Raw genomic sequence first — 23020 nt, 5'->3', positions numbered from 1 at the left:
AATCGGTCCACACCACATTTCAAACCATCCCGGAATGGTCGCGTCCCCCTGCGCCCATTTTCCGGATTGGCGCAGCACCGAGCCCCGCAGGAGATTTTGCACTATATGACAGCCCTGGCCCCCGAATCCCTCCGTGAACAACTCATGAGCCGCCGTTACGAGCCCAATGTCGCGGCCGTCAACGAGCTGTGCGATTCCCTGCAGAGCGTCAAGCCCCACACCGAAGTTCCGTATGTCGACCCCATGCACGACATCGATGAGTGCCGCATCATCAGCCTGTACTCCAACATCGGGGAAGCGGACCCGTCCGGCTTCATCACCGCCGGCGACGACGACGCCGCCACCCGAATGCTCGGCATCCAGTGGAAGCTGGGCCTGCGCCCGGAGTTCGTGATGCCGTGGAACGTCCACCCGTGGCACACCCCCGGCGAGGTCAACGGCAAGTTCACGCCGGACCAGATCTCCTCGGGCCTCAAGCCGCTGCTCAAGTTCCTGGCCCTGGTCCCCCGCGCCTCGGTGATCGTGGCCCATGGCACCGAAGCCAACCGCCTCGCCAACCTGCTGCTGAAGACCGAGGTGCCCATGATCTGGCGCCGCGGCCTGAAGACCTACAAGGTCCGGTCCCTCAGCGGCCGTGCATTCGCCGGAACCCCTGCCCGGCAGGAACAGTACCTCGAGGAAATGCGCGTCGTTTACGCTGACGCCATGGCCCGCACCGGCCTGGCAAAGGCCGCCAGCTAGAGGCGCCATAAGACAAACGACGGCGGGCGGTCGCCTTTTTCTGAAAGGTAACCGCCCGCCGTCGGACTTTAACGGCCCTTCGCATTTAGGCATGGTTTGTCTTTTTGATCCGGTAGGGCCGATGGCCTCCGGCGGCGAGTAGGCATCTGAGTCTGTAGTTGGGGAAGTTGCGGAAGCCGCGGGCGATTCTGCGTGTTGTTTCGATGACGCCGTTGATCGCTTCGGTGGGTCCATTCGAGGCGCCGTTCGTTTCGAAGTACGCCAGGATGGCGGTCTTCCATTGTTTGAGTGTCCTGCCCAGTCGCGCGACTTCGGGGATCGGGCACGTCGGGAATGATGAGATCACGTCGTTGACGAGTTCCCTGCCGCGTTCTGGCCGGGCGTGGTAGATGTTCCGGAGCTTCTGGTAGCACTGCCAGGCGAGGGTGACTTCGTGGTCAGGGTCTCCGGCAGTGAGTTTCGCGTCGAGGCGTGCAGACTGTTTCTCGCTTAGGTGTTCGGCTCCGATCTGCAGGGTCCGGCGGATACCGTAGAGCGGATCGCCCTTGCGTCCGCGGTGGCCAAGAGTGCCCTGCTGGACCCGGCGGCGGACCTCATCGACCATGGCCGACCCGAGTTTCACGACGTGGAAAGCATCCAGGACCGTGATGGCCTCGGGAAGTTCGTCACGGATCGCGTTGGCGTAGCCGCGGAATGGATCCAGCGCGGCGGTTTTGATGCCGGCGGTGAACCCGTTCCCGCGGTCGTTGAGCCAGTCGGCGTAGGCCTTCCCGGATCGTCCCGGCACGAGGTCAAGCAGCCGGGCATGAACGGTGCCGTCCGCGTCGCGGGTGTGATCCACGATCCCGGTGACCATCCCGGTGCCGGGCGGACCAGTGTGGGCCCAGACATGTTCGTCGACGCCGAGCGCATTCACCCCCTTCAGTCGTCCCGTGTCAGCGATCCGCCGTGCGGCCTCGGCCCGGATCCCGTGCCACACGGTGTGCCAGGAGACGCCGAGCTGATGGGCCAGTGCCGATACCGAGGTGTCGAAATGCTGCAGCGCGTCGGTTGCCCAGTGCACGGCACGGTCGGTGAGTTTCGCCCGTGGCCCGGCCAGCGGGTGCTCCTCGGTGAACGTGGCCCTCGGGCAATCCGGATCCGGGCAGCGCCAGACACGCTTGGCCCACAGCAGCCGCACCGGCCGGCCGAAACACGGAATGTCATGGAGCCGGACCTGGCGGCGGCCGTGGCCGACCGCAACGACGCCGCAATCGGGGCAGCCAGTAACGTCCTCGCCGGTCTCGACGCCCAGAATCAGTCCGCCTGGGGTTGCCGTGACGGAGCTGACGTGGACGCCCTCGACATCGAGCAGCGCATCCGCGCGCGTGCACCAGCGGCCGCCAGAACAAGACATAGAGTTATTCATGTCAGGGCCTCTTTTGGTATTGGTTTGCTTGGTCGCTACCAATTCAAAGAGGCCCTGACCTCTTTCCCGCTGCACCACGCCGCACCGAAATCGCGGCGGAGTCTCACACCGCCCTAACCACGCTCATCTGCGAAGGGCCACTTTAACCAACAACGCGGGGTCACTTTCTGCCCAATAACAATGGGTTATCGGGCGTAAAATGACCCCGCCTTGCTTTGTTCTAAGCGCCGGCTTCGATGGCTGCCTTCGCGGTGGGGTCCGAGTCGTTCAGGAATTTCTCGATCCGCTCGGGCTCCTCGGCCTCACCGATGGCTGCAGAGGCCCGGCCCAGCGAGTAGAGCGCCCGCAGGAAGCCCTGGTTGGGTTCGTGCTCCCACGGGATGGGCCCCACGCCGCGCCAGCCGTTGCGCCGCAGCGAGTCCAGGCCCCGGTGATAGCCCACGCGGGAGTAGGCGTAGGAGTCGATGGTGCGGCCCTCGGCCCACGCCTCCTCCGCCAGGACGGCCCACAGCAGGGACGATGTGGGGTGCTTCTCCACCAGGTCCAGGGCTTCCGCGCCGGCATCCAGCTGCTGGTAGACCTCCGTCTCGGCTGGCAGGAGCGTCGGCTCCGGGCCCATCAGGTTCCTGCGGAACTCGTCGGACATCCTAGAACGTCTTTCCGGCGGAGCCGAGCTGCTTGGTGGCCTCAACCACGCGGGCTGCCAGCCCTGCCTCGGCGGAGGCGCCCCAGACGCGGGGGTCGTAGGTCTTCTTGTTGCCCACTTCGCCGTCGACCTTCAGCACACCGTCGTAGTTCTTGAACATGTGGTCCGCCACCGGACGCGTGTAGGCGTACTGGGTGTCGGTGTCGATGTTCATCTTGATCACACCGTAGGAGACGGCGTCGGCGATTTCCTGATCGGAGGAGCCGGAGCCGCCGTGGAACACGAGGTCGAACGGGTTGTCCTTGCCGATTTTCGCGCCCACCTGGGCCTGGATGTCCTTGAGGATCTCCGGGCGCAGCTTGACGCCGCCGGGCTTGTAGACGCCGTGCACGTTGCCGAAGGTCAGGGCGGTGATGTAGCGGCCGTTTTCGCCGGCGCCAAGGGCCTCGATGGTGGCCAGGGCATCCTCCACCGTGGTGTAGAGCTTGTCGTTGATGGCGTTCTCCACGCCGTCCTCCTCGCCGCCGACGGTGCCGATCTCCACCTCGAGGATCATCTTGGCGGCAGCGGTGCGGGCCAGCAGGTCGCGGGCGATCTTCAGGTTCTCCTGCAGGGTCTCGGCGGAACCGTCCCACATGTGCGAGCTGAACAGTGGGTTGCGGCCGGCCTTGACCTCAGCCTCCGAGGCCGCCAGCAGCGGCAGGACAAAGCCGTCCAGCTTGTCCTTCGGGCAATGGTCCGTGTGCAGGGCGATGTTCACACCGTAGTTCTTGGCCACTTCGCGGGCGAACGCCGCGAAGCCGAGCGAGCCGGCCACCATGTCCTTGGTGGTAGCGCCGGACCAGTAGGCCGCACCGCCGGTGGAGACCTGGACAATACCATCGGACTCCGCCTCGGCGAAGCCACGCAGTGCCGCGTTCAGCGTCTGCGAAGAGGTGACGTTGACGGCCGGGAACGCATAGCCGCCGGCCTTGGCGCGGTCGATCATTTCGGAGTAGATCTCTGGGGTTGCAATGGGCATGCTGACTCCTATGGTGAATTTTCGTCTATGGGTTGTGACCCTGGAGTAGACCTCTTACGGCTAGCCACCATCCTAGCCATTTCTCTGCAGCGGCAGTGTTTCCGGTCACGCGGGCGGGTAACACTTGCGTACACGCCTGCGCCGAGAGCGCACTTCGCGCTAGTGTCCGGCGCCGCGACCAGCACGAAGTGCACTCTGGGCGCGATAGGCAAGGGCACTGCGGACCTTGCCAACGACGCCTTGCCGGTCACCCCGAAGATCGTTCTTCGAAATCCGGACCTCGTGCCATCCATAGCGGGCGGCCACCTCGGCCCGGACTATGTCCCTTTGATACTGGTCCTCGCGGGCATGGTGTTCACCGTCATATTGCAGGGAGATCCGATGATCGGGGTAAGCCGCATCGGGCCAGAGAACCGGCAGCCCGGAATCACCGCGGACGACGAAGTTCAGAACCGGTTCGGGCAATCCTGCCGTTATAAGGGCTAGACGCATCCTGCTTTCGGGGACGGAGTCAGCACCCACACGGATCAGTTCCAGCGCCTCGCGTGCCTTCCGGATCCCCCGCAACCCAGGATGCCGATCAATCATGTCTCGCAACTCCTGAATTCTGCATATGGACTCGCGCGGGAACGGAAAATCCTCCCCGTGACTGTTCACCAGGTAGTCCCCCGCGACTACGAGATCGTCCACGGAGTTTCGCATGGAGGCCAGGTCGAGCCACGTCCTGGCCGGTGTGGTGAGGCGGGCGCCGTCGTACTCCATGACCTCATCCGGTGTCAGCGTCAGGCGGTGCCCCGCTACGTTGGTCCTGCGTGGGGCGGCGAAACCGCGGCGCCTTGCCAGATGGATACGCCAGTCGCCTTCCTGTGGAGCCGGCACCGGTATCCCTATCATCCGCGCGGCTGAGCAAAGGGCGAGTATCGATGCGTCATCCACATCCGTATAGGCCCGCAGCGCGTCAGCACCGGATGGCTGTGCGGACAGCGGAACCCGTATCCCGCGGGACACCGGCACGAGATCCTTTGCCCTGGTCCGGGTGCGTGTCACGCCTGCTTTGTCCGACGTCCGCAGGGCAAAGGCCACGCCCTTGAGATGGTCTGGCAACTCAGCTTTGCGCATGCCTCCAATTGTTGCCCTGGCGCACTGCCTCGCAGGAGTTATCCACAGCCTTGGGCTCGTCGGGTGGAACGAAAGCGCACTTCGCGCTGGTCCAGGGCAACTCGACTAGCGCGAAGTGCACTCTCGGCGAGGTTAGACATGCTGGTTGAACACGTGCCGGCGGATCCAGGCGTGCATCGCGATGGCCGCTGCCGAAGCAGCGTTGATGGACCGGGTGGAGCCAAACTGCTCAATGGACAGGGTGGCCAGCGCGGCATCGTGGACCTCCGGGGTCAGGCCCGGACCCTCCTGCCCGAACACCAGGACACAGTCCCTGGGGAGTTCGTAGGTCTCCAGCGGCACGGAGTCCGGAAAGATGTCGATGCCGATAATCGCCAGCCCCTCGCCCTGCGCCCATGCCACAAAGTCCTCCACCGTGGGGTGGTGGCGGACATGCTGGTAGCGGTCGGTCACCATGGCCCCGCGCCGGTTCCACCGGCGTCGGCCGATGATGTGGACTTCCTTGGCGAGGAACGCATTGGCGGTCCGCACCACGGTCCCGATGTTCATGTCGTGCTGCCAGTTCTCGATGGCGATGTGGAAGTTGTGCCGCTTGGAGTCGAGGTCCGCCACAATCGCGTCATGCTTCCAGTACCGGTACTGGTCCACCACGTTGCGCCGGTCCCCGTCCGCCAGCAGCTCTTCGTCCCAATGGTCCCCTTCGGGCAGCTCACCTTCCCAGGGGCCGACGCCGATCTCCGGCTTCGGCGCGTATTCCTCCTCAGGAGGTGGCACGGGCAGGGGCGTTGGGGAATGGGTTTGGGGGTGGTCAGTCACCCTTCAACTCTAGCCGGGGTCAGCCTCCCGGCATCCAGCGGTTGGCCTGGCGGGAGTCGGCGCCCGGCGCTGGCCGTTTTGTTTGCCGGCAACGCGTGCTCCGGGCCCAAAGAATGACAGACTGGACCAGCGAACAGCGCCTATCTTGTGGAGGTAAAACGTGGCAGACGCAGACGAGGTAACCGGAAACCCGGCCGTATACCGCAGTGGCCAGGAGATCGAATGCTGGCTGACGGACATGGACGGTGTGCTCGTTCACGAAAACCATGCTGTGCCGGGCGCCGCGGAACTGATCCAGCGCTGGGTGGATACGTCGAAGCGCTTTTTGGTGTTGACCAACAACTCCATCTTTACCCCGCGCGACCTTGCGGCCCGGCTGCGTGCCTCCGGCCTGGAAGTTCCCGAGGAGAACATCTGGACGTCCGCGCTGGCCACCGCGCAGTTCCTCAAGGACCAGGTGCGGGGCTCAGGTTCGGGGAACCGCGCCTACACCATCGGCGAAGCAGGGCTTACGACGGCGCTGCATGAGGCCGGCTTCATCCTCACCGATCAGGACCCGGACTTTGTGGTGCTCGGCGAAACCAGGACGTACTCCTTCGAGGCAATCACCATGGCCATCCGGCTGATCCTTGCAGGGGCCCGCTTTATCGCCACCAACCCGGACGCCACCGGCCCCTCCAAGGACGGGCCGATGCCCGCCACAGGCGCCATCGCCGCGCTGATCACCAAGGCCACCGGGCGCGAACCTTACATTGTGGGCAAGCCGAATCCCATGATGTTCCGTTCCGCCATGAACCAGATCGACGCCCATTCCGAAACCACCGCGATGGTCGGCGACCGCATGGACACGGACATTGTTGCCGGCATGGAGGCCGGGCTGCACACGGTGCTGGTCCTCACCGGCATTACGCAGCGGGAGGATATTGCGGCGTTCCCGTTCCGGCCCAACCAGGTGCTGAACTCCGTGGCTGACCTGAAGAACCAGATCTAGAAGACGCTGACTTTCGAGCCGCCGCGGGGCAGCGGGAAGAATTCGTCCATCAGCTTTTCCACGATGGGCCGGTAAACGAGCGGACTCCAGCCCGGGCTCGCGTGTGCCGGTAGGGCGCCTTCGGTCTGCAGGTCGGTGGACACCATGTTGCCTGCGAACGCGACGGACCACGCGCCCCTGGCCGCCGGGTACCGGACGGTACGGTCATTCGGGTTGCCGATGTACGCCATCCGGGTGCCTCCCAGCCGGTCCACAAAGCGGCTGCCGTCAAAGTGGTAGATGTACGCGGATTCAGACTGGATCAGCACGCTGGAGGGAGCGATCGGAGACAGCTGCTCCCACGACTGGTCAATGATCTGGCGCCAGGTCCGCTCGTCCTTGTGGATAACGCGCTCGCCCAACTCGTAGCCGCCGCGGAGCACGGACGGAAACCGGAAGCCGCTCTCGTAGAGGAGCACCACGCCGTCGAACCAGCTCTCGTCGAGCACGTCGCTCCGGCTGTACGGGGTGGAGTCCAGCAGGATGAACTCAACCTCAACCCCGTAGAGCTCCCGCAGCCGCGCGGCCACCTGGGTGGCCACCATGCCGCCGAAGCTGTGTCCGTAGAAGTAGAGCTTGGTGAGCTTCCTGGCGCGCACGTACTCGATGACCGCGGTCACCACCCGGTCGATGTCCAGGCCCTGGTTGGAATAGCCGACGGCGGCGAGCTGGCCCCGCTTGTTCAGCGCCCCCCGCAGGGCGTTCAGGATCCACTGCGCTTCTTCCCAGCTGGTCTTGAAACCGGGAAAGAGGAACCAGCTGGCGTTCGGATAATAGGCGTCGGCGAAGTCGTCCGGCACCTGCAGGATCTTGTTGACCCGCCGCTCCGCCTGGACCCGGCGGGTGAAGAGCATGTCCGCGGCGAGCACGGTTGACAGGCCCGCCCCGGTCAGGAAACCGCGGCGGGAAAACCGCTTGAGGGCAGCGGCATCGGCAAGCAGCCGGGCTTGTTCAGCTCCCGGCCGCCTGCGCTCCTCCAGCGGTTCTGCTTCCTCCCTGTACGGCACATCTCTACCGTAGCCACAGGAGAAGCCGCCCCCGCAACCCGGTTTCCATCTTGCTGATCTCCGGGCAGGGGGCGAGGCACCGTCAGCTGGCGGCTTGCCGCTCGCCGGCGGGGTTCAGGAGCTCACTGAGCGGGGTGCGGCGCAGAATTTCCTGCCCAATGTCGTTGTACCGGCCCAGGAGGTCCGGGCCGCCCACGGCCTCGGGATCGTCAAGCAGCGAAAAGACTTCGTCGCTGGCGAGGAAGAGCTCCTCGTCGGTGTATTCCTCAAGCGGGCGGAGGGACAGCGGCACAGGCGGCCGTTCGCTGGTCCCGTTACCACTTGCTTCAGCTGTCGCGGCTTCCACGGCAGTGGCAAATTCGGCCTCGAGTTCCGCGGAGATTTCCCGCAGGGCCACCACGGTGTGGTCTTCCGACTGTTCGGCGTCAACGCCGGTCAACACCAGGGAGACGCCGCCACCGAGCGTTCCCGGGGCGCCCTCCATGGCGTTCAAATCGCTGCGAAGACCCGCCAGCGCGGCTGACTCCACGCGGACGGCAGCGGACAGGTCCACTCGGATGTGGGATTGGATTCCCCGGCTGCGGAGCCTTTGAATCATGGTGACGAGGGACGGCCGGGTTGCGTGGTCGAGGCTTCCCAGGACGTCGATCCGGACGGTGTCTGTCGGCTCGTCACGGTTGGTGGTGGCCTGAAGGCCGGCGCTGCCTTGTGAGGTGCGGTCCATAGGTACTCCAAATAAAGGGGGTGTCTATGGCCGACGGCTCAACCTCCGTAAGCGTAACCTTCGGATTGACCCTGCACAAGCACAGTCGGCTCGCGGGAGCCGGCCGGCGCCTGGCCCGGCTGCTGGTAATGGGTGCGGGTGCCGGTTCCGCCCACGGAATCCACAAGGGCCTTGGCAATGTCCCGCAGCTTGGTATTGCTGTTGCTTGAGGCGTCGGTCAGGATCTGGACCGCTGCATCCTGGCTGCAGCGGTTCTGCGCCATCACCACGCCAATCGCGATGTCGATGACGGTGCGGGATTCCAGCGTGGCGCGGAGGTTGGTGGCGTTGTCGCTGTGGACGGCGAACCTGACAGCCAGCTGCAGGGCCTGGGAAATCTCCCGGGTGAATCCGCGGGCTTTGGCTGCAGCATGTTCATCGAACTTGTGCGGCACGTCCGAGTATAGGTTCATGGCTGCCCGCGCCTCGCCCTGAAGGTTGAAGGGCACCGAAAGAACTGACCGCAGCCCGTGGGAGGCCACGGCATCGGCGTAGGCCGGCCCCCAGCGGTCCTCCTCCAACAGGTCCGGCACGTTCACTTCCCGCTGTTCCTCGGCCGCCGTCAGGCAGGGACCCTGTGCCAGGGAGTACTGGATCTGGTCCACGTCGCGGGCGTCGTCGCTGCTCCAGCCGATGGTGGCGGCCTTGCGGTCACGGAGCAGCGTGATTCCGCACAGGGCGTCATCGCCGTCGCCTGCCATCTGGTGGGCTGAAAGCCTGGCAAGCTCGTTGAGGAACTCCTCGAAATCAGCACTTTCCAGGATGAGGCCCTGGATCTGTTCGGTGGTGTTCAAGGGTGCGTCGGGTGAGAGCATGGTGCATTTCTCCAAATGGTGCGAAAAGGCCTGAGAATATGATACCGGCCCCTCGCGCTTCTCCGCCCTGCTTCCCCCCTCGTGATGCTGCGGCTGTTAGGAAAGTCCCAACTCGTCCTTGCCGAACGCGAACAGGTACGGCACCCCGGTCTCGGCCTCAATTTTCTCCTTGGCCCCTGTGTCCCGGTCAACAATGACGGCCACAGCGACCACATTGCCGCCTGCTTTGCGCACGCCTTCGACGGCGGTCAGCGCCGACCCGCCGGTGGTGGACGTATCCTCGAGCACCAGCACCTTGCGCCCCTCAACGGACGGCCCCTCAACCTGGCGGCCCATACCGTAGGACTTCTGGGCCTTGCGGACCACAAAAGCGTCCACCGGCCGGCCGGCGTCAACGGCTGCATGCATCACCGCGGTGCCCACGGGGTCAGCACCCATGGTCAGGCCGCCGGCGCACTCAAAGTCGATCCCGGCGTCGTCGGCCAATGCCAGCATGACCTGACCCACCAGCTTGGACGCTTCGTGGTGCAGGGTGATGCGGCGCAGGTCAATGTAATAATCGGCCTCGGCGCCGCTGGACAGGGTCACTTTGCCGCGGACAACGGCAAGTTCCTTGATCAGTTCCAGGAGGCGGGCATGTGCGGCTGCGGCATCAAGAGGGGAAGTCATGGTGTCCACTTTAGTGGTTTCCGGGTATGTGACGGCGCGCCCGGGTGCGGCCGGCAACGGACTGCGGCGGGCAAAAGCCGGCGCATGCTCGGGCCTGGGCCCGAAGGCGATCATCCGGGGCATGAGCCGCCGCGCCACTGGAACATGCCGGACCACAAACAGCACGAACGGCGGCACCCCGGTGCGTTTCCCGGCGAACAGCGGAACGAACACCGTCCGGTGCATGAGGCGTTGGACGCTCTGAACAACAACGGTGGGCATCCTCCGCCGCCGCTGCACCGCAGCCAGGTCCTTCACCGGCACACGCCCCCGGAGCAGCGCCGGAGCCAGCCTGGCCGCCGCCGCGACGGCATCCTGGATGGCAAGATTGATGCCCACACCCCCGGCCGGCGACATGGCGTGCGCGGCGTCCCCGATGCACAGCAGCCCGTCCACGTACCAGCGCTTCAGCCGGTCCAGGCGCACATCCAGCCAGTGCAGGTCCTCCACTGAACGGATGGCATCGACCCGGTCGGCGAGGTCGGGACGCAGGGCGGCAACCCGCTCCCTGAACCGCTCCACGCCCTCAGCCCGGATTTGCGCGTCCATGCCTTTCGGACCGAGGTATCCCATCTGGTAATAGTCGTCACGGAACAGGGCAATCATGGCCTCCCGGTCCCGGAATGCGGGCACGATGCCGGCCACCTCGCCTTTCTCGGAGGCAAAGCGGGGAAGCCTGAACCACCACGTATCGAACGGCACCGGGTACTCCTTCGGCTGCAGCCCGGCATCGCGGCGGACCACCGAATGCCGGCCGTCGGCGCCCACCACCAGATCCGCGGACAGTGTCCCTTCACCGCCATCACCTGTCCGGTAGCGGACACCGGTGACGCGGCCGCCGTCGAAGGTCAGTGATACCGCCTCATGCTCCATCAGCAGGGTGAAGGTCGGTTCGCGCGCAGCCGCGCGGGCCAGGAAGTTCAGGAAGTCCCATTGCGGCATCATGGCGATGTAGTTATACGGGGGCTCGAGGGACGCGAAGTCGCCGAAAATGAGAAGACCGGCGCCCGGGACAGGCAGGGCAACAGTGTTCAGCCGGCTCTGCGGAAGTTTACGGAATCCGTCGCCGAGTCCCAGTTCGTCGATCAACCGGATAGTGGAGGCGTGGACGGTGTCGCCGCGGAAATCCCGGAGAAAGTCGCCGTGCTTTTCCAGGACCGTGACGTTCACCCCGGCCCGGGCCAGCAGGAGTCCCAACATCATGCCTGCCGGGCCTCCGCCCACAACAGCGCACCCGGTTCGCTCCATGCCCTAACGCTACGCCTGGGAGCCCACGCTGGGTATGGGCCCCAGGTGCCGTTTTGTCGAGCCGTCTTTAGGTGTGGGCGGCAACTCCCCGACCTGTCGCCCTGGCACGCATTCGTGTCCAGACAGGCTTGAGTCTCACCGCAGAGTCTTTCTCAGTCAGGCTTTGCGCGGCGGCAGTGCGAGCTTGCAGACCTTCGCCCAGGTAGAGCCGACCTGCTTCCAGATGGGGCCGGTGGTGTAAATCAGGCCGTAGCGCTGGCATATTTCGCGGACCTGTGGCGCGATCTCGGCGTACCTGTTCGAGGGCAGGTCCGGGAAGAGGTGGTGTTCGATCTGGTGCGAGAGGTTGCCGGTCATCAGGTGCATGAACTTGGATCCGGAGATGTTGGCGGAGCCGATGATCTGGCGGACGTACCAGTCGCCGCGGGTTTCGCCTTCCACCATGTCTTCGGTAAAGGTGTCCGTGCCCTCGGGGAAGTGGCCGCAGAAAATCACGGCGTGCGCCCAGAGGTTACGGACGGCGTTGGCCGTCAGGGTGCCGTAGAGGGCCTGTTTGCCGGAGCCCGTGAGCATGGCGACGACGGGCGTGGCCGCGTAATCCTTGGTGGACTGGGTGACCACCTTGCGGCCCAGTGCTTTAAGGTCCTTGAAGAGGGCTTCCTTGGTCTTCCTGCCTTCCTTGAATTCGGTCAGCTCAAGGTCATAGATGGCGATGCCCCATTCGAAGACGGGGGCCAGGAGTGCGTTGTAGAGCGGGTTGCCCAGGTTGTAGGGCGTCCACGGCTGGTTCTCGTCCATGCGGAGGAGGTTGAATCCGACGTCGTTGTCTTTGCCCACGACGTTGGTCCAGCGGTGGTGCGAGTCGTTGTGGGTGTTCTGCCAGGCGCGCGAGGGGGTGACGAAGTCCCATTCCCACGTGGTGGAGTGGATGTCCGGGTCCCGCATCCAGTCCCATTGCCCGTGCAGGATGTTGTGGCCAAGTTCCATGTTTTCCAGGATCTTGGCCAGGCTCAGGAAGGTGGTGCCGGTGACCCAGGCTGCCTTGTTCTTGCTGACCAGCAGTGCCGCGCGGCCCGAGATCTCCAGTCCGCGCTGGATCTTGATCATGCGCCGGATGTAGGCGGCATCCGCAGCGCCACGTTTGGCCAGGATGTTGTCGCGGATGGCGTCGAGTTCCCGGCCCAGCTCGGCGACCTGCTCGTCAGAGAGGTGCGCCGCGGACGGCGGCCTCCGCGTGGGGCCGCCGGACTTGGCGAGGGCGCCGGGCCGGATTTTCGCCGCAGCGGGCGCCTTCTTCGTGTGGGCATCGTTCGGCACTGCACCGTCCCCGGAAACATCAGGCTTGTTGGTAATGATCGTCATGTACTGGTACTCCTCAGAGGTCGAGGTTCACGGGGTCCGGCAGTTGCCGAAACGCGCGTCTGGATTAGTTGGTCCGGTCCGCATGGACCTCGCCGGGGCCCGCGTCACCGGAATGGCTGGCCCGAAGCGAAGAAGAGGTTGGCTGCTCGCTGTCTGTGGTTGCGGCCCTGCCGTCCGCGTAGAAGAGCCAGGGCGGCATGAAGCTCACGAGTTCGCGCGCCAGATCGTGGGCGGTGGAGGGCTGGCCGGTGCTGAAGGCGTGCATCACTCCACTCACGATTAGCCCGCCGATCGAGCTCGCCATGAGGTCGATTCTCGCTTCCGGCCACTGTGGTTGGGAGATCGCAATGATCGGACGGGCGCCCCGGGCGAACCCGTTGATGGCTCTCGCTACTATGCCGCCGGTGCCCTCGGAGAGCAGCAGGTGCTCGTAAAGCTCCCCGTGCTCGAAGACTGACTGGAGAATGAGTTCGAGGGCGAACTCGGAGACAGCTCGTCCCTTGGCACCGCGCACGGTCCGGGCCTCAAGGTCGAGGGCACCAATCTCGAGGATCAGGTCGTCAAGGATGAACAGTGCGAGCTCGTCGACGCTGGCGAACTGCTCGTAGAACCCGCTCCGGCTGAGTCCCGCGTCGCGCGCGATCCGGGTCACGGACGCGGCGCCGAAGCCTTCCGCCTTAACGACCGCCGTCAGCGCTTCGACTAGACGGCGCTGCGATGTGATGGCCCGGGGATCGGTCGATCCCCTCCTGGTCATGCGGGCGTGACTGCGTCCATGCTGTGCCATAAACCCATTCTAAAGGCATTTACAGCACATGTGTGCAGTAGTCTGCGGGGAGGAAAATGGCAGGTGATGCGGAAATGGCCTGGCCCTGCGCGTGTCCGCGCAGCGCCAGGCCAGTTGCGTTTCCTCCAGTACGGAAGCCCGTTGGGTCAGAGCCGGGTGTCGAAGGAATCGCAGAAGACGTTCTCATTGAACGTCCCCTGGAACTCGGACCTGCCCATGATCTTTTCGATCGTGGCCCGGATGGCCTCCACGGAATCGGCGTGCGTGTGGATGGCGGTCTTGACCATCGGCACATCGATGAGGTGGTTGGGCTGGTTCAGCGACACCAGCACAGTGGGAACCTCGGTGACGTACCACGGGATCTCGGCCGCCATGGGGGTGGACCACTTGATGCGGATAGCCGCTTCCTGGGCGAAGCCCTTGACGTTGGCGAAGACGAACGCGGCGTCATACTTGTCCGCGTAATCCCCTGTGGCTTCCTCGGAGATGACGGTCATGAAGTTGATGCCGGTCTCCCCCGCGGCTTCACGCTGGGCTGCGGTCTTGAACAGGTGCACCTCGAAGCCGGCTTTCTCCAGCTCAACCTTGACCTTGTCCAGGTAGGCCAACGGGTCAGCGCGGGTGAAGTCCGAGTCACCGGAGATGCCGTACAGGCGGATCCGTTTGTGCGTTTCCGGCGTGATGGGCAGGTTGTTCGCGGTGTCCTTGACGAGGGTGACGGTCTTGTCCGCCACCTCGGCGGCAACGGCACGGTGTGCCGCGCTGCCGATCCTGGCCAGGGCCTCCACCGGCGGAACCAGTTCGCTGCGTTCCTTGCGGTGCAGCCCCAGCGAGGCCTTCAGCGCCAGGATGCGGCGCAGGGCGTCGTGCAGGCGCTGCTCGGTGATGATGCCGGACTTGTAGCCGTCCAGCATGTACTGGAAATCCTCCGCCGGGTTGCGGAAGAACAGGAACATGTCGCACCCCGCGGCGATGGTGGCAGGGACCAGGTCCTTGCGCTTCATGGCCTGGGTCAGCCCGATCATCTGCGAGGCATCCGTCAGGATCAGCCCGTTGAAGCCGAGCTCGCCGCGGAGCAGGTCCTGCAGCAGTTCCGGGGCCAGCGTGGCGGGCTTGATGTCCTTGTCCGCCATGCCCGGACGGAAGTGCCGGGACAGCCCGGGCGCGCCGATATGGCCGATCATGATCGACTGCACGCCGCGCCCGATCATCTCCCGGTACACGTGCCCGTAGGTTTTGTTCCACTCCTCATAGCCGAAGGTGTTGTAGGACGTAACCACGTGCTGATCGCGCTCGTCCACACCGTCGCCGGGGAAGTGCTTCATGGCGCAGGCGGTGGGTGACTCAGTGATGCCGTCGAAGTACTCCTTAGCGCGCTCCACCACGATTTCCGGGGTGTTGCCGAACGACCGGGTGGAGATGACCGTGTTGCGCCAGTTGTAGTGGATGTCCACGATCGGCGCGAAAGCCCAGTTGCAGCCCAGGGCGGCAGTCTCAACCCCGGCCACCTGTCCCATCTTGCGTGCGATGGACTTGTCCGGGTGCGATCCGGCCTGCAGGTGCGTGGACACAAACGTGCCGTCATCGCAGCTTCCGGCGCCACCCATTTCCGGGTTGGACGCCACCAGCAGCGGCACTTTGGACTTGGACTGCGCGTAACGGATGTGCTCCTGGACAGCGCCCGAGGGCCCCGGCCGGTAACGCATGCCGCCCACGTGGTAGTTCTCCAGCACACCGTCGAGGTACTCCGGGGAGTAGTCGTTGTTGTGGTTGATGAAGAGCTGGCCGATCTTCTCCTCAAGCGTCATGGATTCCAGGGTGCTGTTCACCCACTCAACCGCAGCGTCATCGAGGTTGAACGGCGCGGCCTTAAGGTCGACGTCGAACTGGCGGGCCTGGGTGCCGACGGCAGCGGGGGTGCCGCTCCCGGAGGTACCTGCCGGGCTCCCGACGGCGGGGCTGCCGCTGGCTGCCTTCGCTGCGGTGGCGATTCCCGCCAGCGCGTCGGCCATCACCTGGGTCACCGGCCCGGCGATGTCCACCACAACGCCCACCTCGTCCGCTTCCAGCGGTTCGAGGGTGGCGAGCTGTGATTCGAGCAGGGCAGGCGGCATGAAGTGCCCGGAACGGCCTTCGGTGCGGGCTTTCAGGACCTCTTTGCTGCCGTGCAGGTGGAGGAAGATCGTGTCCGGCGCCTCGGCGCGGATGGCGTCCCGGTAGCTGCGGCGCAGGGCCGAGCAGGCCAGGACCAGTCCGCCGCTGCCGGCGGCCGCCAGTTCCGAACCCACCGTGGCGAGCCACGGCCACCGGTCCTCGTCGGTCAGCGGGGTGCCGGCGGCCATCTTGGCGACATTCTCCACCGGGTGCAGGGAGTCGCCGTCCAGGAACGGCACCCCCAGTTCACGGGCCACAAGGTCACCGATGGTGGTCTTGCCGCAGCCGGAGACGCCCATGACGATGACGCGCGGGCCCGGCCTGCCTTCGGGGGCAGGGGCGGTGTTGTTGCTGATCACCACGGGTGCCTCACCAGTCATGCACAGTGCCGTCAACCAGGCGGTTGTATGGCAGGTAGGCCTGCTGGTACGGGTAGGCCGCTGCGGCTTCCTCGTTGAATTCGACGCCGATGCCGGGCTTGTCGCCCGGGTGCAGGTAGCCGTCAACGAATGTCATGGACTGTTCGAAGACCTCGTTGGTCTTGTCCGAGTGCTGCATGTATTCCTGGATGCCGTAGTTGTGGATGGCCAGGCCCACGTGGAGCTGGGCCGCGAAGCCCACCGGGGAGATGTCCGTGGGGCCGTGGAAGCCTGACTTGATCTGGTACTGGGCCGCGAAGTCCATGACCTTCTTCAGCGGGGAGATGCCGCCGAAGTGGGTGGAGGCTGCGCGGACGTAGTCAATAAGCTGTTCCTTGATGATGGTCTGGTAGTCATACACGGTGTTGAAGATTTCACCGATGGCCAGCGGGGTGGTGGTGTGCTGGCGGACCAGGCGAAGGGCTTCCTGGTTTTCGGCCGGGGTGCAGTCCTCGAGCCAGAAGAGGTCGTACGGTTCCAGGGCCTTGCCGAGCTTGGCGGCCTGGATGGGGGTCATGCGGTGGTGGCCGTCGTGCAGGAGCGGCAGTTCCGCGCCGAACTCGTTGCGCACGGCTTCGAAAACGGTGGGCAGGTGGCGCAGGTAGGCGCGGGTGTCCCAATCCTCTTCCACCGGGAAGGCACCGCGGCCGGCGGGCTCGTAGTCGTAGCGTTCACCTGAGGCTTGTGCCTGCGCAGCAACACCGTAGACGGCCTTGATGCCGGGGACGGCGGTCTGGATGCGGACGGACTTGTAGCCCAGTTCCAGGTGCTCGCGGACGGAGTCGAACAGCGACTCGATGTCCGAGCCGGATGCGTGGCCGTAGGCGCGCAGGCCGTTGCGTGAGGCACCGCCGAGGAGCTGGTAGACGGGCATGTTGGCCATCTTGCCCTTAATGTCCCACAGGGCCATGTCCACGGCGGCGATGGCCGCCATGGTGACCGGGCCGCGGCGCCAGTACGAGCTGCGGTACAGGAACTGCCAGGTGTCCTCGATCTTGTGCGGATCCTTGCCGATCAGCAGCTGTGCAACATGCTCCTTGAGGTAGGCGGCGACAGCCAGTTCGCGGCCGTTCAGCGTGGCGTCACCGATGCCGGTGACTCCATCGTCCGTTGTGATGCGCAGGGTCACGAAGTTACGCGACGGGCTTGTCACGAACACCTCAGCGGCAATGATTTTCACGGCAGATCCTTTCGGGGACAACAGGTAGTTGGTCGTGGGTGGAGTTATCGGCCGGCGGGCGTGCCGGCGTGGGCTGGGGTGGCAGCATCGGCCGGCTGGCCGGCGTCGGCCGGAGTGCCGGCAGATGCCGTTTTGGTGCGGCGGGACTGGATTTCCTGGAGGATTTCCGCGTGCTTGGCGTCAGTGAGGGTGTACTTGGTCATGACCAGTACCGCAAGGATAGTCAATACGGCCGGGAGCGCACCGGCAGCAATCTGGATGCCGAACACGGCATCGGCAGTCTGCGTCGCGCCGCCGGACTTGTAGCCGCCCAGGGCGAGGGCGTAGGCGGCGAGGGCGCCTCCCACGGCCTGGCCGGACTTACGGGTGAAGGAGAACAGTGCGTAGGTGATGCCCTCGGTGCGGACGCCGGTCTTCCATTCGCCGTATTCCACGGTGTCCGCTTCCAGGGCCCAGACCACGATGTTGACCGCCAGGACGCCCACCACGCTGATGACCAGGCCGCTGAAGCCGAGCCAGACCTGGCTGGCCGGGGTGAAGAAGATGATCGCGCCGCCTGCCACGCTGATGAGCGAGGAGTAGATGTAGACGCGCTTTTTGCCGACATTGCGGACCAGTTTGGGCATGAACGCGGCGAGCACGAAGGTCAGGGCCAGCTGAATGATGGACAGGACGGGGTAAAGGTCCAGCCGGCCCAGGACGTCGCGCAGGTAGTACAGCTGCACGGACGTGAGGGCCAGGTAGCCGGTGAGGAAGAAGAAGGAGCTCAGGCACAGCATCAGCAGGGGCTTGTTGGTCTTGAGCGTGTCCAGGCTCTGCTTGAGGGTCACGTTGGGGACCTCGCGGTGGACGCGTTCCTTGGCGGTCAGTGCCGTGAAGAAGTAAAGCGCCGTACCGATCACGACAAAGACCAGGGTGATGGTGGTGAACGTGGTCTGGAGGTCGGCGCCGGGCTTGATCAGCGGTGCCACGAAGATGCCCAGGCCGGAACTGACCAGCAGGGCACCCACCATGCGGGCCGAGCCGAGTTTGGCGCGCTCACCCGGATCCTGGGTCATGGCGCCCGCCAGCGAACCATAGGGAATGTTTACGAGGCTGTAGGCCAGGCCAAGGGCGGCGTAGGTGACATACGCGTACAGCAGGGCGCCGGATTCACCGATCTGCGGGACGGAAAAGACTGCCATGCTCAGCAGGAGCAGCGGAATGGAGCCGAACATGATGAAGGGGCGGAACTTGCCGAAGCGCTTGCTGTAGGTCCGGTCCACGATCCGGCCGGCGAAAACGTCAGCGAAGGCGTCAAACAAACGGACCACAAGCAGCAGGGTTCCGGCGGCCGCTGCGGAGATACCGGCGACATCCGTGTAATACACGAGCAGGAACATGGTGGCCGTAGTGAAGGCGAGGTTGTTTGCGGCATCACCGGCGCCATAGCCGACAATGCTGAGCTTGTTTAGCTTTTTCATGATTGGGCTCCTTTACCCTTGCCGCCTTGGGGGCCGGCGAATTTTGAAATGCTATGCAGCGGTGAACCCTCGGCCATGCCTCAACCGGAAATCCACGGGGGACGGCAGTGCCGCCGCCTGTAACTCGTTGTTGTAATCCTAATCACTTGGCAATCAAATGGCAAGCGGTTGCCATAAATTTCTGTTGAAAGTTCATGAAACTGCAAGTCAGCAGAAACAGCTCTGCCCGGTCCGTAACTCCGGACCGGGCAGAGCCATTCTGTTGGACTCCTGGCTAGGAGCCTGCGGTGAAAGTTCCGAGCAGGCCGGCAACGAACTCCACCACGGCCTCATCGGCAGCCAGGGCCGGATCAATGAGCGCCAGCAGGGCCCCAACCCGTTCGGCGCCTTCGAGCGTGTTGGCCGCCGAGACCTCGGCCGCGAGCGGATCATGGAACGCCTCGGCTGCTGCGGTGAAGTCCATCCAGGCGGCAATCATCAGTGCGGCAGCAGCTCCGGACCGTCCTTGGGCGCGCTCGGCCAGCAGCACCGGCACCGCCCGCATCCGGAGTTTGGTACTGCCGTCCATCGCGATCTGGGCCAGGTGGTGGGCGATCCGTGCATTGCTGAACCGGGCCAGCAGGGCGTCGCGGTAGGCCGGAATCTGCAGGTCGGCGCCGGCGGCTGCCGCGCCGGACAGGTTGCTCTCCGCCTCGTCCCAGAACGATTCCACGGCCTTTCGGCACTCCGCGTCGGCCAGGGCTTCGGCCACGGTGGTGTGGCCGCGGAGCTGACCGGCGTACGCCAGCAGGGAATGGGCGCCGTTCAGGAGCCACAGCTTGCGGTTCTCGAAAGGCTCGATGTGGTCCACGAACACCGCGCCGGCATCTTCCCAGCGCGGCCGCCCGGCCGGGAAGTCCCCGCTGAGCACCCAGTTGGTGAAAGGTTCGGCAACAACCGGCGAGTTGTCGTGGTACCCGCATGCGGCCTCGACGGCGGCGATGTCGGCTTCGGTGGTGCGCGGCGTGATGCGGTCCACCGACGTGCTGACAAAGCTGACGTTCGCCTCAATCCAGGCGGCGAGGTCCGCGTCCCAGGCAGCGGCGAGGCCGGTCACGGCGTTGTGGGCAACGGTGCCGTTGTTGGCGAGGTTGTCACAGCAGACCACCGCCATGGGTCCGGTTCCGGCAGCCCGGCGGGCGGCGAGGGCAAAGACCAACCGGCCCAGCGGCGTCGACGGGTTTCCGGTGCCTGACTTCAGCAGCTCAAGGTCCGCCGCGACGTCGGACGCGTTGACATCAAGCTGCCCGTCGGCACCGAGCCGGTACGCGGCTTCGGTGACGGTCAGCGTGACCATGGCGGTAGCGGGTGCTGCAACCAGTTCGGCGAGCCGCGGCACGTCCGCGCCGTCCACCGCTTCGGCAATGCTTCCGACGACGGCGAACGAGTCGCCGCTGTCAGCGCGCTCCACCAGCGTGAAGAGTCCGTCCTGCTCGGCAAGTGCCAGGGCGGCGTCCGGGCGGCGTCCCGTGAAGGCCGCGATGCCCCACTCCGCGGCGTCGCCGGCCTGGCTGGTGAACCAGGCCTGGTGCGAGCGGTGGAAGGCGCCGAGCCCGAGGTGGACGATCCGGACCGGCGGCTTGGGGGCCGCGTGGAGGGTCCGGTTCAGCTGCGGAAGGTCTTTCGATCCGGCGGCTGAACTGACCTGGTCGGGGCTGACATGGTCGGTGCTGGTCTGGTCGGGACTGGTCTGGTCGGGACTGGTCTGTTCGGTAGTCACAGTTTGAATACCCTTCGCGGGGACGAATCGACGATGTCCACGATAATTTCGTGGGCACGGTCCTCACTGACACGGTGCTCGGCCACGAGCCGGGCCAGGAAAGCGGCTTCGATCCGGCGGGATGCGTCGTGGCGGGCGGGGATGGAGCAGAAGGCGCGGGTGTCATCGATGAAGCCGGAGGAGCGGGAGAACCCGGTGGTCTCCGTGACGGCGGAGCGGAAGCGCAGCATCGCATCGGGAGCGTCCAGGAACCACCACGGTGCACCAAGGTAGACGGACGGGTAGAAACCCGCCAGGGGCGCGAGTTCGCGGGAGAACACGGTCTCGTCCAGCGTGAACAGCACCAGGTGGAAGTCCTTCGCCGTGCCGAAGTCCTGCAGCAGCGGGCGGATGGCCTCGGTGTAGTTCACGGCGTATGGGATGTCATGGCCGGTGTCGGCGCCGAATGCCTCGAACGTGGGCGTGTGGTGGTTGCGGAAGGAGCCCGGGTGGATGGTCATGACCAGCCCGTCCTCCACCGACATGCGGCCCATCTCGTACATCATGTGGGCTTCGAAGGTGTTGCGGTCCTCAGCAGTGGCCTTCCCGGCCCGGGCGAGTTCGAAGATCCGCTCAGCCTCGGCACGCTCCAGCTTCAGCGTGGCGGGGGTGGCCACGCCGTGGTCGGCGGAGACGGCGCCGTGCTCCACGAAGTACCGGCGGCGGTTCTCCAGGGCCGTGATATAGGCGCTGTAGCCGGTGGCGCCGTCGCCGGCGGCGTCGATCAGCCGGTCCACGTTGGCGCCCCAGGCGGGGTGCGCGATGTTCAGGTACTGGTCCGGGCGGAACGTCGGCAGGACCCGGCCGGCGAAGGTCGGGTCCTCGGCGATCGCCTTATGGCTGGCCAGGTTGTCCAGTGGATCGTCGGTGGTGGCCAGGACCTCGATGTTGAAGTCCTTGAAAAGCTGGCGCGGACGGAACCCGGGCTCAACCAGCTTGGCGGCAATGGCGTCGTAGCTTGCGTCAGCGGACATCTCGCCGAGGTCTGCGCCCAGCTCGAAGACGCTGTCGAACTGGGTGCGCAGCCAGTAGCCGGACGCCGTGCCCTCGAAAAGCGGCCACGCTGCAACGAAGGTGCGCCAGATATCCCTTGATTCGGGCGTGCTGGTTCCGCCCGCGCGGAGCTTGTCCAGGGGGACGCCGCTGGCGTGGATCAGCCGGGTGACGTAGTGGTCCGGGCTGACCAGCAGCGCCGCCGGATCAGGAAAGGAGGTGTTGTTTTCGATGACAGCAGCGTCAACGTGGCCGTGCGGGGAGATGATGGGGAGGTCCTGGACGCGCTGAAGAAGGTCGCGCGCGATGCTGCGCGTTCCTGGATCCGCGGGCAGGAGCCTGTCTGGGTTGGCAGCAATCGACTGTGACATAGGTCAATAATCCGGCCTGGTCCCCGCTTTTGTCAACCGGTTGCCAAAAATTGCCAAGTGAAGCTTGCGGCCGCCCTCGGGTGGTCAGGCGGACAGCATCCGTCCGCTCGAACCGCGGAGGACAAGCTCCGTCTCCACACTCAGGGTGCCGGCCGGTTCGCCGGTTCCGTGCAGCAGATCCAGGAGGCGGGTGGCGGCGCCGGCGCCGCACTCCCCCAGCGGCGAACGCACGGTGGTCAGTGGCGGCGTCGTGAAGTCCGCACCGAAGATGTCATCGAAGCCAACGATGCTGATCTGGTCCGGCACCGATATCCCGGCGGCCTGGAGTTCCTGCATGAGGCCAATCGCCAGAAGATCGTTGTATGTCAGCACTGCCGTGGCACCGCTGGCGCGGACATCACGCGCCGTCTGCCGGCCGCCGTCGACCGTTGGTTTGGTGGATTCCAGCCGGACTGCCTCGAGCCGGGACCATTCGCTGGCCGCCTGCACGCCTTCCCAGCGCCGCTCGGACATCCAGGACTCCGGCGGCCCCGCAACGTAGGCGATCTTGTGGTGGCCGTTCCCGGCCAGGCTGCGGACTGCCTCGCTGAGCCCCTTGTGCACGTCCGGCACTACGCACGGCACACCCTCCACTTCGCGGTTGATGACCACTACCGGCTTGTCCCGGGCCAGGGCGCGGATATTGTCGTCGTCCATGCGGGGGCTCGCCAGGATGAGGCCGTCCACGGTGGCCATCAGGCGGCGGGCGGCGGTCAGTTCCGTTGCCGGGGACTCGGCCGATTCGGCAAGCACCAGGGTGTAGTCACGGTCCGTCGCGGTGGTTTCCGCGCCGCGGATAATGTCGAAGAAGGTGGGGTTGGTGATGTCCGCGACGATCAGGCCGAAGGTGTTTGTCTTCCCGGTGGGAAGGGCGCGGGCAAACGGGTTCACGTGGTAGTTCAGCTCGGCGGCCGCATCCTCGATCAGCTTCTGAGTTTTGGGACTCACCCGGCCGGGCTTGCTGAGTGCCCGTGAAACCGTGGAGGCGTTGACGCCGGCAATCCTCGCGATGTCGTAAATCGTTGCGTTGGATTTTCCGTCCCGGCCGTGTTTTTTGGCCGCGCCGGCAGCGGTGCCGGCATCCGGGGTCTTGGGTTCAGTCACCGGCCCATCTTAGCGATGAAAGCGCTTA

General features: G+C 65.3%; 19 protein-coding genes and 1 pseudogene. 2 read left to right on the top strand and 18 right to left on the bottom strand.

Annotated features, from left to right (window positions below; translation table 11 throughout):
- Window positions 1-105: 105 nt before the first annotated feature.
- Window positions 106-741, top strand: a complete 636-nt coding sequence (locus PY310_RS09130) for a uracil-DNA glycosylase family protein (protein ID WP_275214064.1) — start codon at window positions 106-108, stop codon at window positions 739-741.
- Window positions 742-826: 85 nt separating this feature from the next.
- Here the strand turns inward: PY310_RS09130 and PY310_RS09125 are convergent, their stop codons facing one another.
- The 5 genes from PY310_RS09125 to PY310_RS09105 form a co-directional block, all read right to left on the bottom strand.
- Window positions 827-2149: an ISL3 family transposase gene (locus PY310_RS09125; RefSeq protein ID WP_472925632.1), complete on the bottom strand. Its 1323-nt coding sequence runs from the start codon at window positions 2147-2149 to the stop codon at window positions 827-829.
- A 220-nt stretch (window positions 2150-2369) separates the two neighbouring features.
- Window positions 2370-2795 carry a DUF3151 domain-containing protein gene (locus PY310_RS09120; protein ID WP_275214062.1) on the bottom strand — a complete coding sequence of 142 codons (426 nt, stop codon included), beginning with the start codon at window positions 2793-2795 and terminating at the stop codon, window positions 2370-2372.
- A 1-nt stretch (window position 2796) separates the two neighbouring features.
- Complete coding sequence (fbaA, locus tag PY310_RS09115; protein WP_275214061.1) at window positions 2797-3816, bottom strand: class II fructose-bisphosphate aldolase; 1020 nt, start codon at window positions 3814-3816, stop codon at window positions 2797-2799.
- 159 nt (window positions 3817-3975) lie between these two features.
- Window positions 3976-4935 (bottom strand): endonuclease domain-containing protein, encoded by a 960-nt coding sequence (locus PY310_RS09110; RefSeq protein WP_275214060.1) that lies wholly within the window; start codon window positions 4933-4935, stop codon window positions 3976-3978.
- Between the two features lie 132 nt (window positions 4936-5067).
- A complete protein-coding gene (locus tag PY310_RS09105) occupies window positions 5068-5715 on the bottom strand; it encodes a TrmH family RNA methyltransferase (protein ID WP_275214147.1) in 648 nt (215 codons plus the stop codon).
- 196 nt (window positions 5716-5911) lie between these two features.
- On the opposite strand from PY310_RS09105, the gene PY310_RS09100 reads away from it, so the two are divergent.
- Complete coding sequence (locus PY310_RS09100) at window positions 5912-6742, top strand: HAD-IIA family hydrolase (RefSeq protein ID WP_275214059.1); 831 nt, start codon at window positions 5912-5914, stop codon at window positions 6740-6742.
- Here the strand turns inward: PY310_RS09100 and PY310_RS09095 are convergent.
- The 13 genes and pseudogenes from PY310_RS09095 to PY310_RS09035 form a co-directional block, all read right to left on the bottom strand.
- Complete coding sequence (locus PY310_RS09095) at window positions 6739-7788, bottom strand: thioesterase domain-containing protein (protein ID WP_275214058.1); 1050 nt, start codon at window positions 7786-7788, stop codon at window positions 6739-6741. The two genes, PY310_RS09100 and PY310_RS09095, sit on opposite strands and share 4 nt — an antisense overlap.
- A gap of 82 nt (window positions 7789-7870) precedes the next feature.
- Window positions 7871-8512, bottom strand: coding sequence for a hypothetical protein (locus tag PY310_RS09090; protein WP_275214057.1), 642 nt, complete (start codon window positions 8510-8512; stop codon window positions 7871-7873).
- A 38-nt stretch (window positions 8513-8550) separates the two neighbouring features.
- Window positions 8551-9366: a GAF and ANTAR domain-containing protein gene (locus PY310_RS09085; protein ID WP_275214056.1), complete on the bottom strand. Its 816-nt coding sequence runs from the start codon at window positions 9364-9366 to the stop codon at window positions 8551-8553.
- A gap of 96 nt (window positions 9367-9462) precedes the next feature.
- Window positions 9463-10035, bottom strand: a complete 573-nt coding sequence (gene pyrE / locus PY310_RS09080; RefSeq protein WP_275214146.1) for an orotate phosphoribosyltransferase — start codon at window positions 10033-10035, stop codon at window positions 9463-9465.
- A gap of 75 nt (window positions 10036-10110) precedes the next feature.
- A pseudogene (locus PY310_RS09075) lies at window positions 10111-11322 on the bottom strand (FAD-dependent oxidoreductase); the annotation flags it as partial.
- Between the two features lie 156 nt (window positions 11323-11478).
- Entirely contained in the window at window positions 11479-12684 is a 1206-nt protein-coding gene (locus tag PY310_RS09070) for a fatty acid desaturase family protein (RefSeq protein WP_275214055.1), read from the bottom strand.
- Window positions 12685-12748: 64 nt separating this feature from the next.
- Window positions 12749-13471: a TetR/AcrR family transcriptional regulator gene (locus PY310_RS09065; RefSeq protein ID WP_275214054.1), complete on the bottom strand. Its 723-nt coding sequence runs from the start codon at window positions 13469-13471 to the stop codon at window positions 12749-12751.
- Window positions 13472-13617: 146 nt separating this feature from the next.
- On the bottom strand, window positions 13618-15924 hold the full coding sequence (locus tag PY310_RS09060) for a gluconokinase, GntK/IdnK-type (RefSeq protein WP_275214145.1): 2307 nt from the start codon (window positions 15922-15924) through the stop codon (window positions 13618-13620).
- A gap of 70 nt (window positions 15925-15994) precedes the next feature.
- On the bottom strand, window positions 15995-17224 hold the full coding sequence (gene manD / locus PY310_RS09055) for a D-mannonate dehydratase ManD (RefSeq protein ID WP_275214053.1): 1230 nt from the start codon (window positions 17222-17224) through the stop codon (window positions 15995-15997).
- A gap of 44 nt (window positions 17225-17268) precedes the next feature.
- Window positions 17269-18687, bottom strand: a complete 1419-nt coding sequence (uidB, locus tag PY310_RS09050) for a glucuronide transporter (protein WP_275214052.1) — start codon at window positions 18685-18687, stop codon at window positions 17269-17271.
- Window positions 18688-18961: 274 nt separating this feature from the next.
- Entirely contained in the window at window positions 18962-20335 is a 1374-nt protein-coding gene (locus PY310_RS09045; protein WP_275214144.1) for a mannitol dehydrogenase family protein, read from the bottom strand.
- Window positions 20336-20442: 107 nt separating this feature from the next.
- On the bottom strand, window positions 20443-21849 hold the full coding sequence (uxaC, locus tag PY310_RS09040) for a glucuronate isomerase (protein ID WP_275214051.1): 1407 nt from the start codon (window positions 21847-21849) through the stop codon (window positions 20443-20445).
- An 84-nt stretch (window positions 21850-21933) separates the two neighbouring features.
- Window positions 21934-22992 carry a LacI family DNA-binding transcriptional regulator gene (locus tag PY310_RS09035; protein ID WP_275214050.1) on the bottom strand — a complete coding sequence of 353 codons (1059 nt, stop codon included), beginning with the start codon at window positions 22990-22992 and terminating at the stop codon, window positions 21934-21936.
- Window positions 22993-23020 lie beyond the last annotated feature (28 nt).

Source organism: Pseudarthrobacter naphthalenicus, assembly GCF_029076445.1.
GTDB lineage: Bacteria > Actinomycetota > Actinomycetes > Actinomycetales > Micrococcaceae > Arthrobacter > Arthrobacter naphthalenicus.
This window is presented reverse-complemented; position numbering and strand designations above follow the sequence as displayed.

Excerpts from the sequence above, each read along its gene's own strand:
- PY310_RS09065 (WP_275214054.1), bottom strand. The coding sequence starts at position 13,471 with ATGGCACAGCATGGACGCAGTCACGCCCGCATGACCAGGAGGGGATCG.
- PY310_RS09130 (WP_275214064.1), top strand. The coding sequence starts at position 106 with ATGACAGCCCTGGCCCCCGAATCCCTCCGTGAACAACTCATGAGCCGC.
- PY310_RS09125 (WP_472925632.1), bottom strand. The coding sequence starts at position 2,149 with ATGAATAACTCTATGTCTTGTTCTGGCGGCCGCTGGTGCACGCGCGCG.
- PY310_RS09090 (WP_275214057.1), bottom strand. The coding sequence starts at position 8,512 with ATGGACCGCACCTCACAAGGCAGCGCCGGCCTTCAGGCCACCACCAAC.
- PY310_RS09060 (WP_275214145.1), bottom strand. The coding sequence starts at position 15,924 with ATGGGCGTCTCCGGCTGCGGCAAGACCACCATCGGTGACCTTGTGGCC.
- PY310_RS09120 (WP_275214062.1), bottom strand. The coding sequence starts at position 2,795 with ATGTCCGACGAGTTCCGCAGGAACCTGATGGGCCCGGAGCCGACGCTC.
- PY310_RS09070 (WP_275214055.1), bottom strand. The coding sequence starts at position 12,684 with ATGACGATCATTACCAACAAGCCTGATGTTTCCGGGGACGGTGCAGTG.
- fbaA (WP_275214061.1), bottom strand. The coding sequence starts at position 3,816 with ATGCCCATTGCAACCCCAGAGATCTACTCCGAAATGATCGACCGCGCC.
- PY310_RS09110 (WP_275214060.1), bottom strand. The coding sequence starts at position 4,935 with ATGCGCAAAGCTGAGTTGCCAGACCATCTCAAGGGCGTGGCCTTTGCC.
- uxaC (WP_275214051.1), bottom strand. The coding sequence starts at position 21,849 with ATGTCACAGTCGATTGCTGCCAACCCAGACAGGCTCCTGCCCGCGGAT.
- pyrE (WP_275214146.1), bottom strand. The coding sequence starts at position 10,035 with ATGACTTCCCCTCTTGATGCCGCAGCCGCACATGCCCGCCTCCTGGAA.
- uidB (WP_275214052.1), bottom strand. The coding sequence starts at position 18,687 with ATGAAAAAGCTAAACAAGCTCAGCATTGTCGGCTATGGCGCCGGTGAT.
- PY310_RS09085 (WP_275214056.1), bottom strand. The coding sequence starts at position 9,366 with ATGCTCTCACCCGACGCACCCTTGAACACCACCGAACAGATCCAGGGC.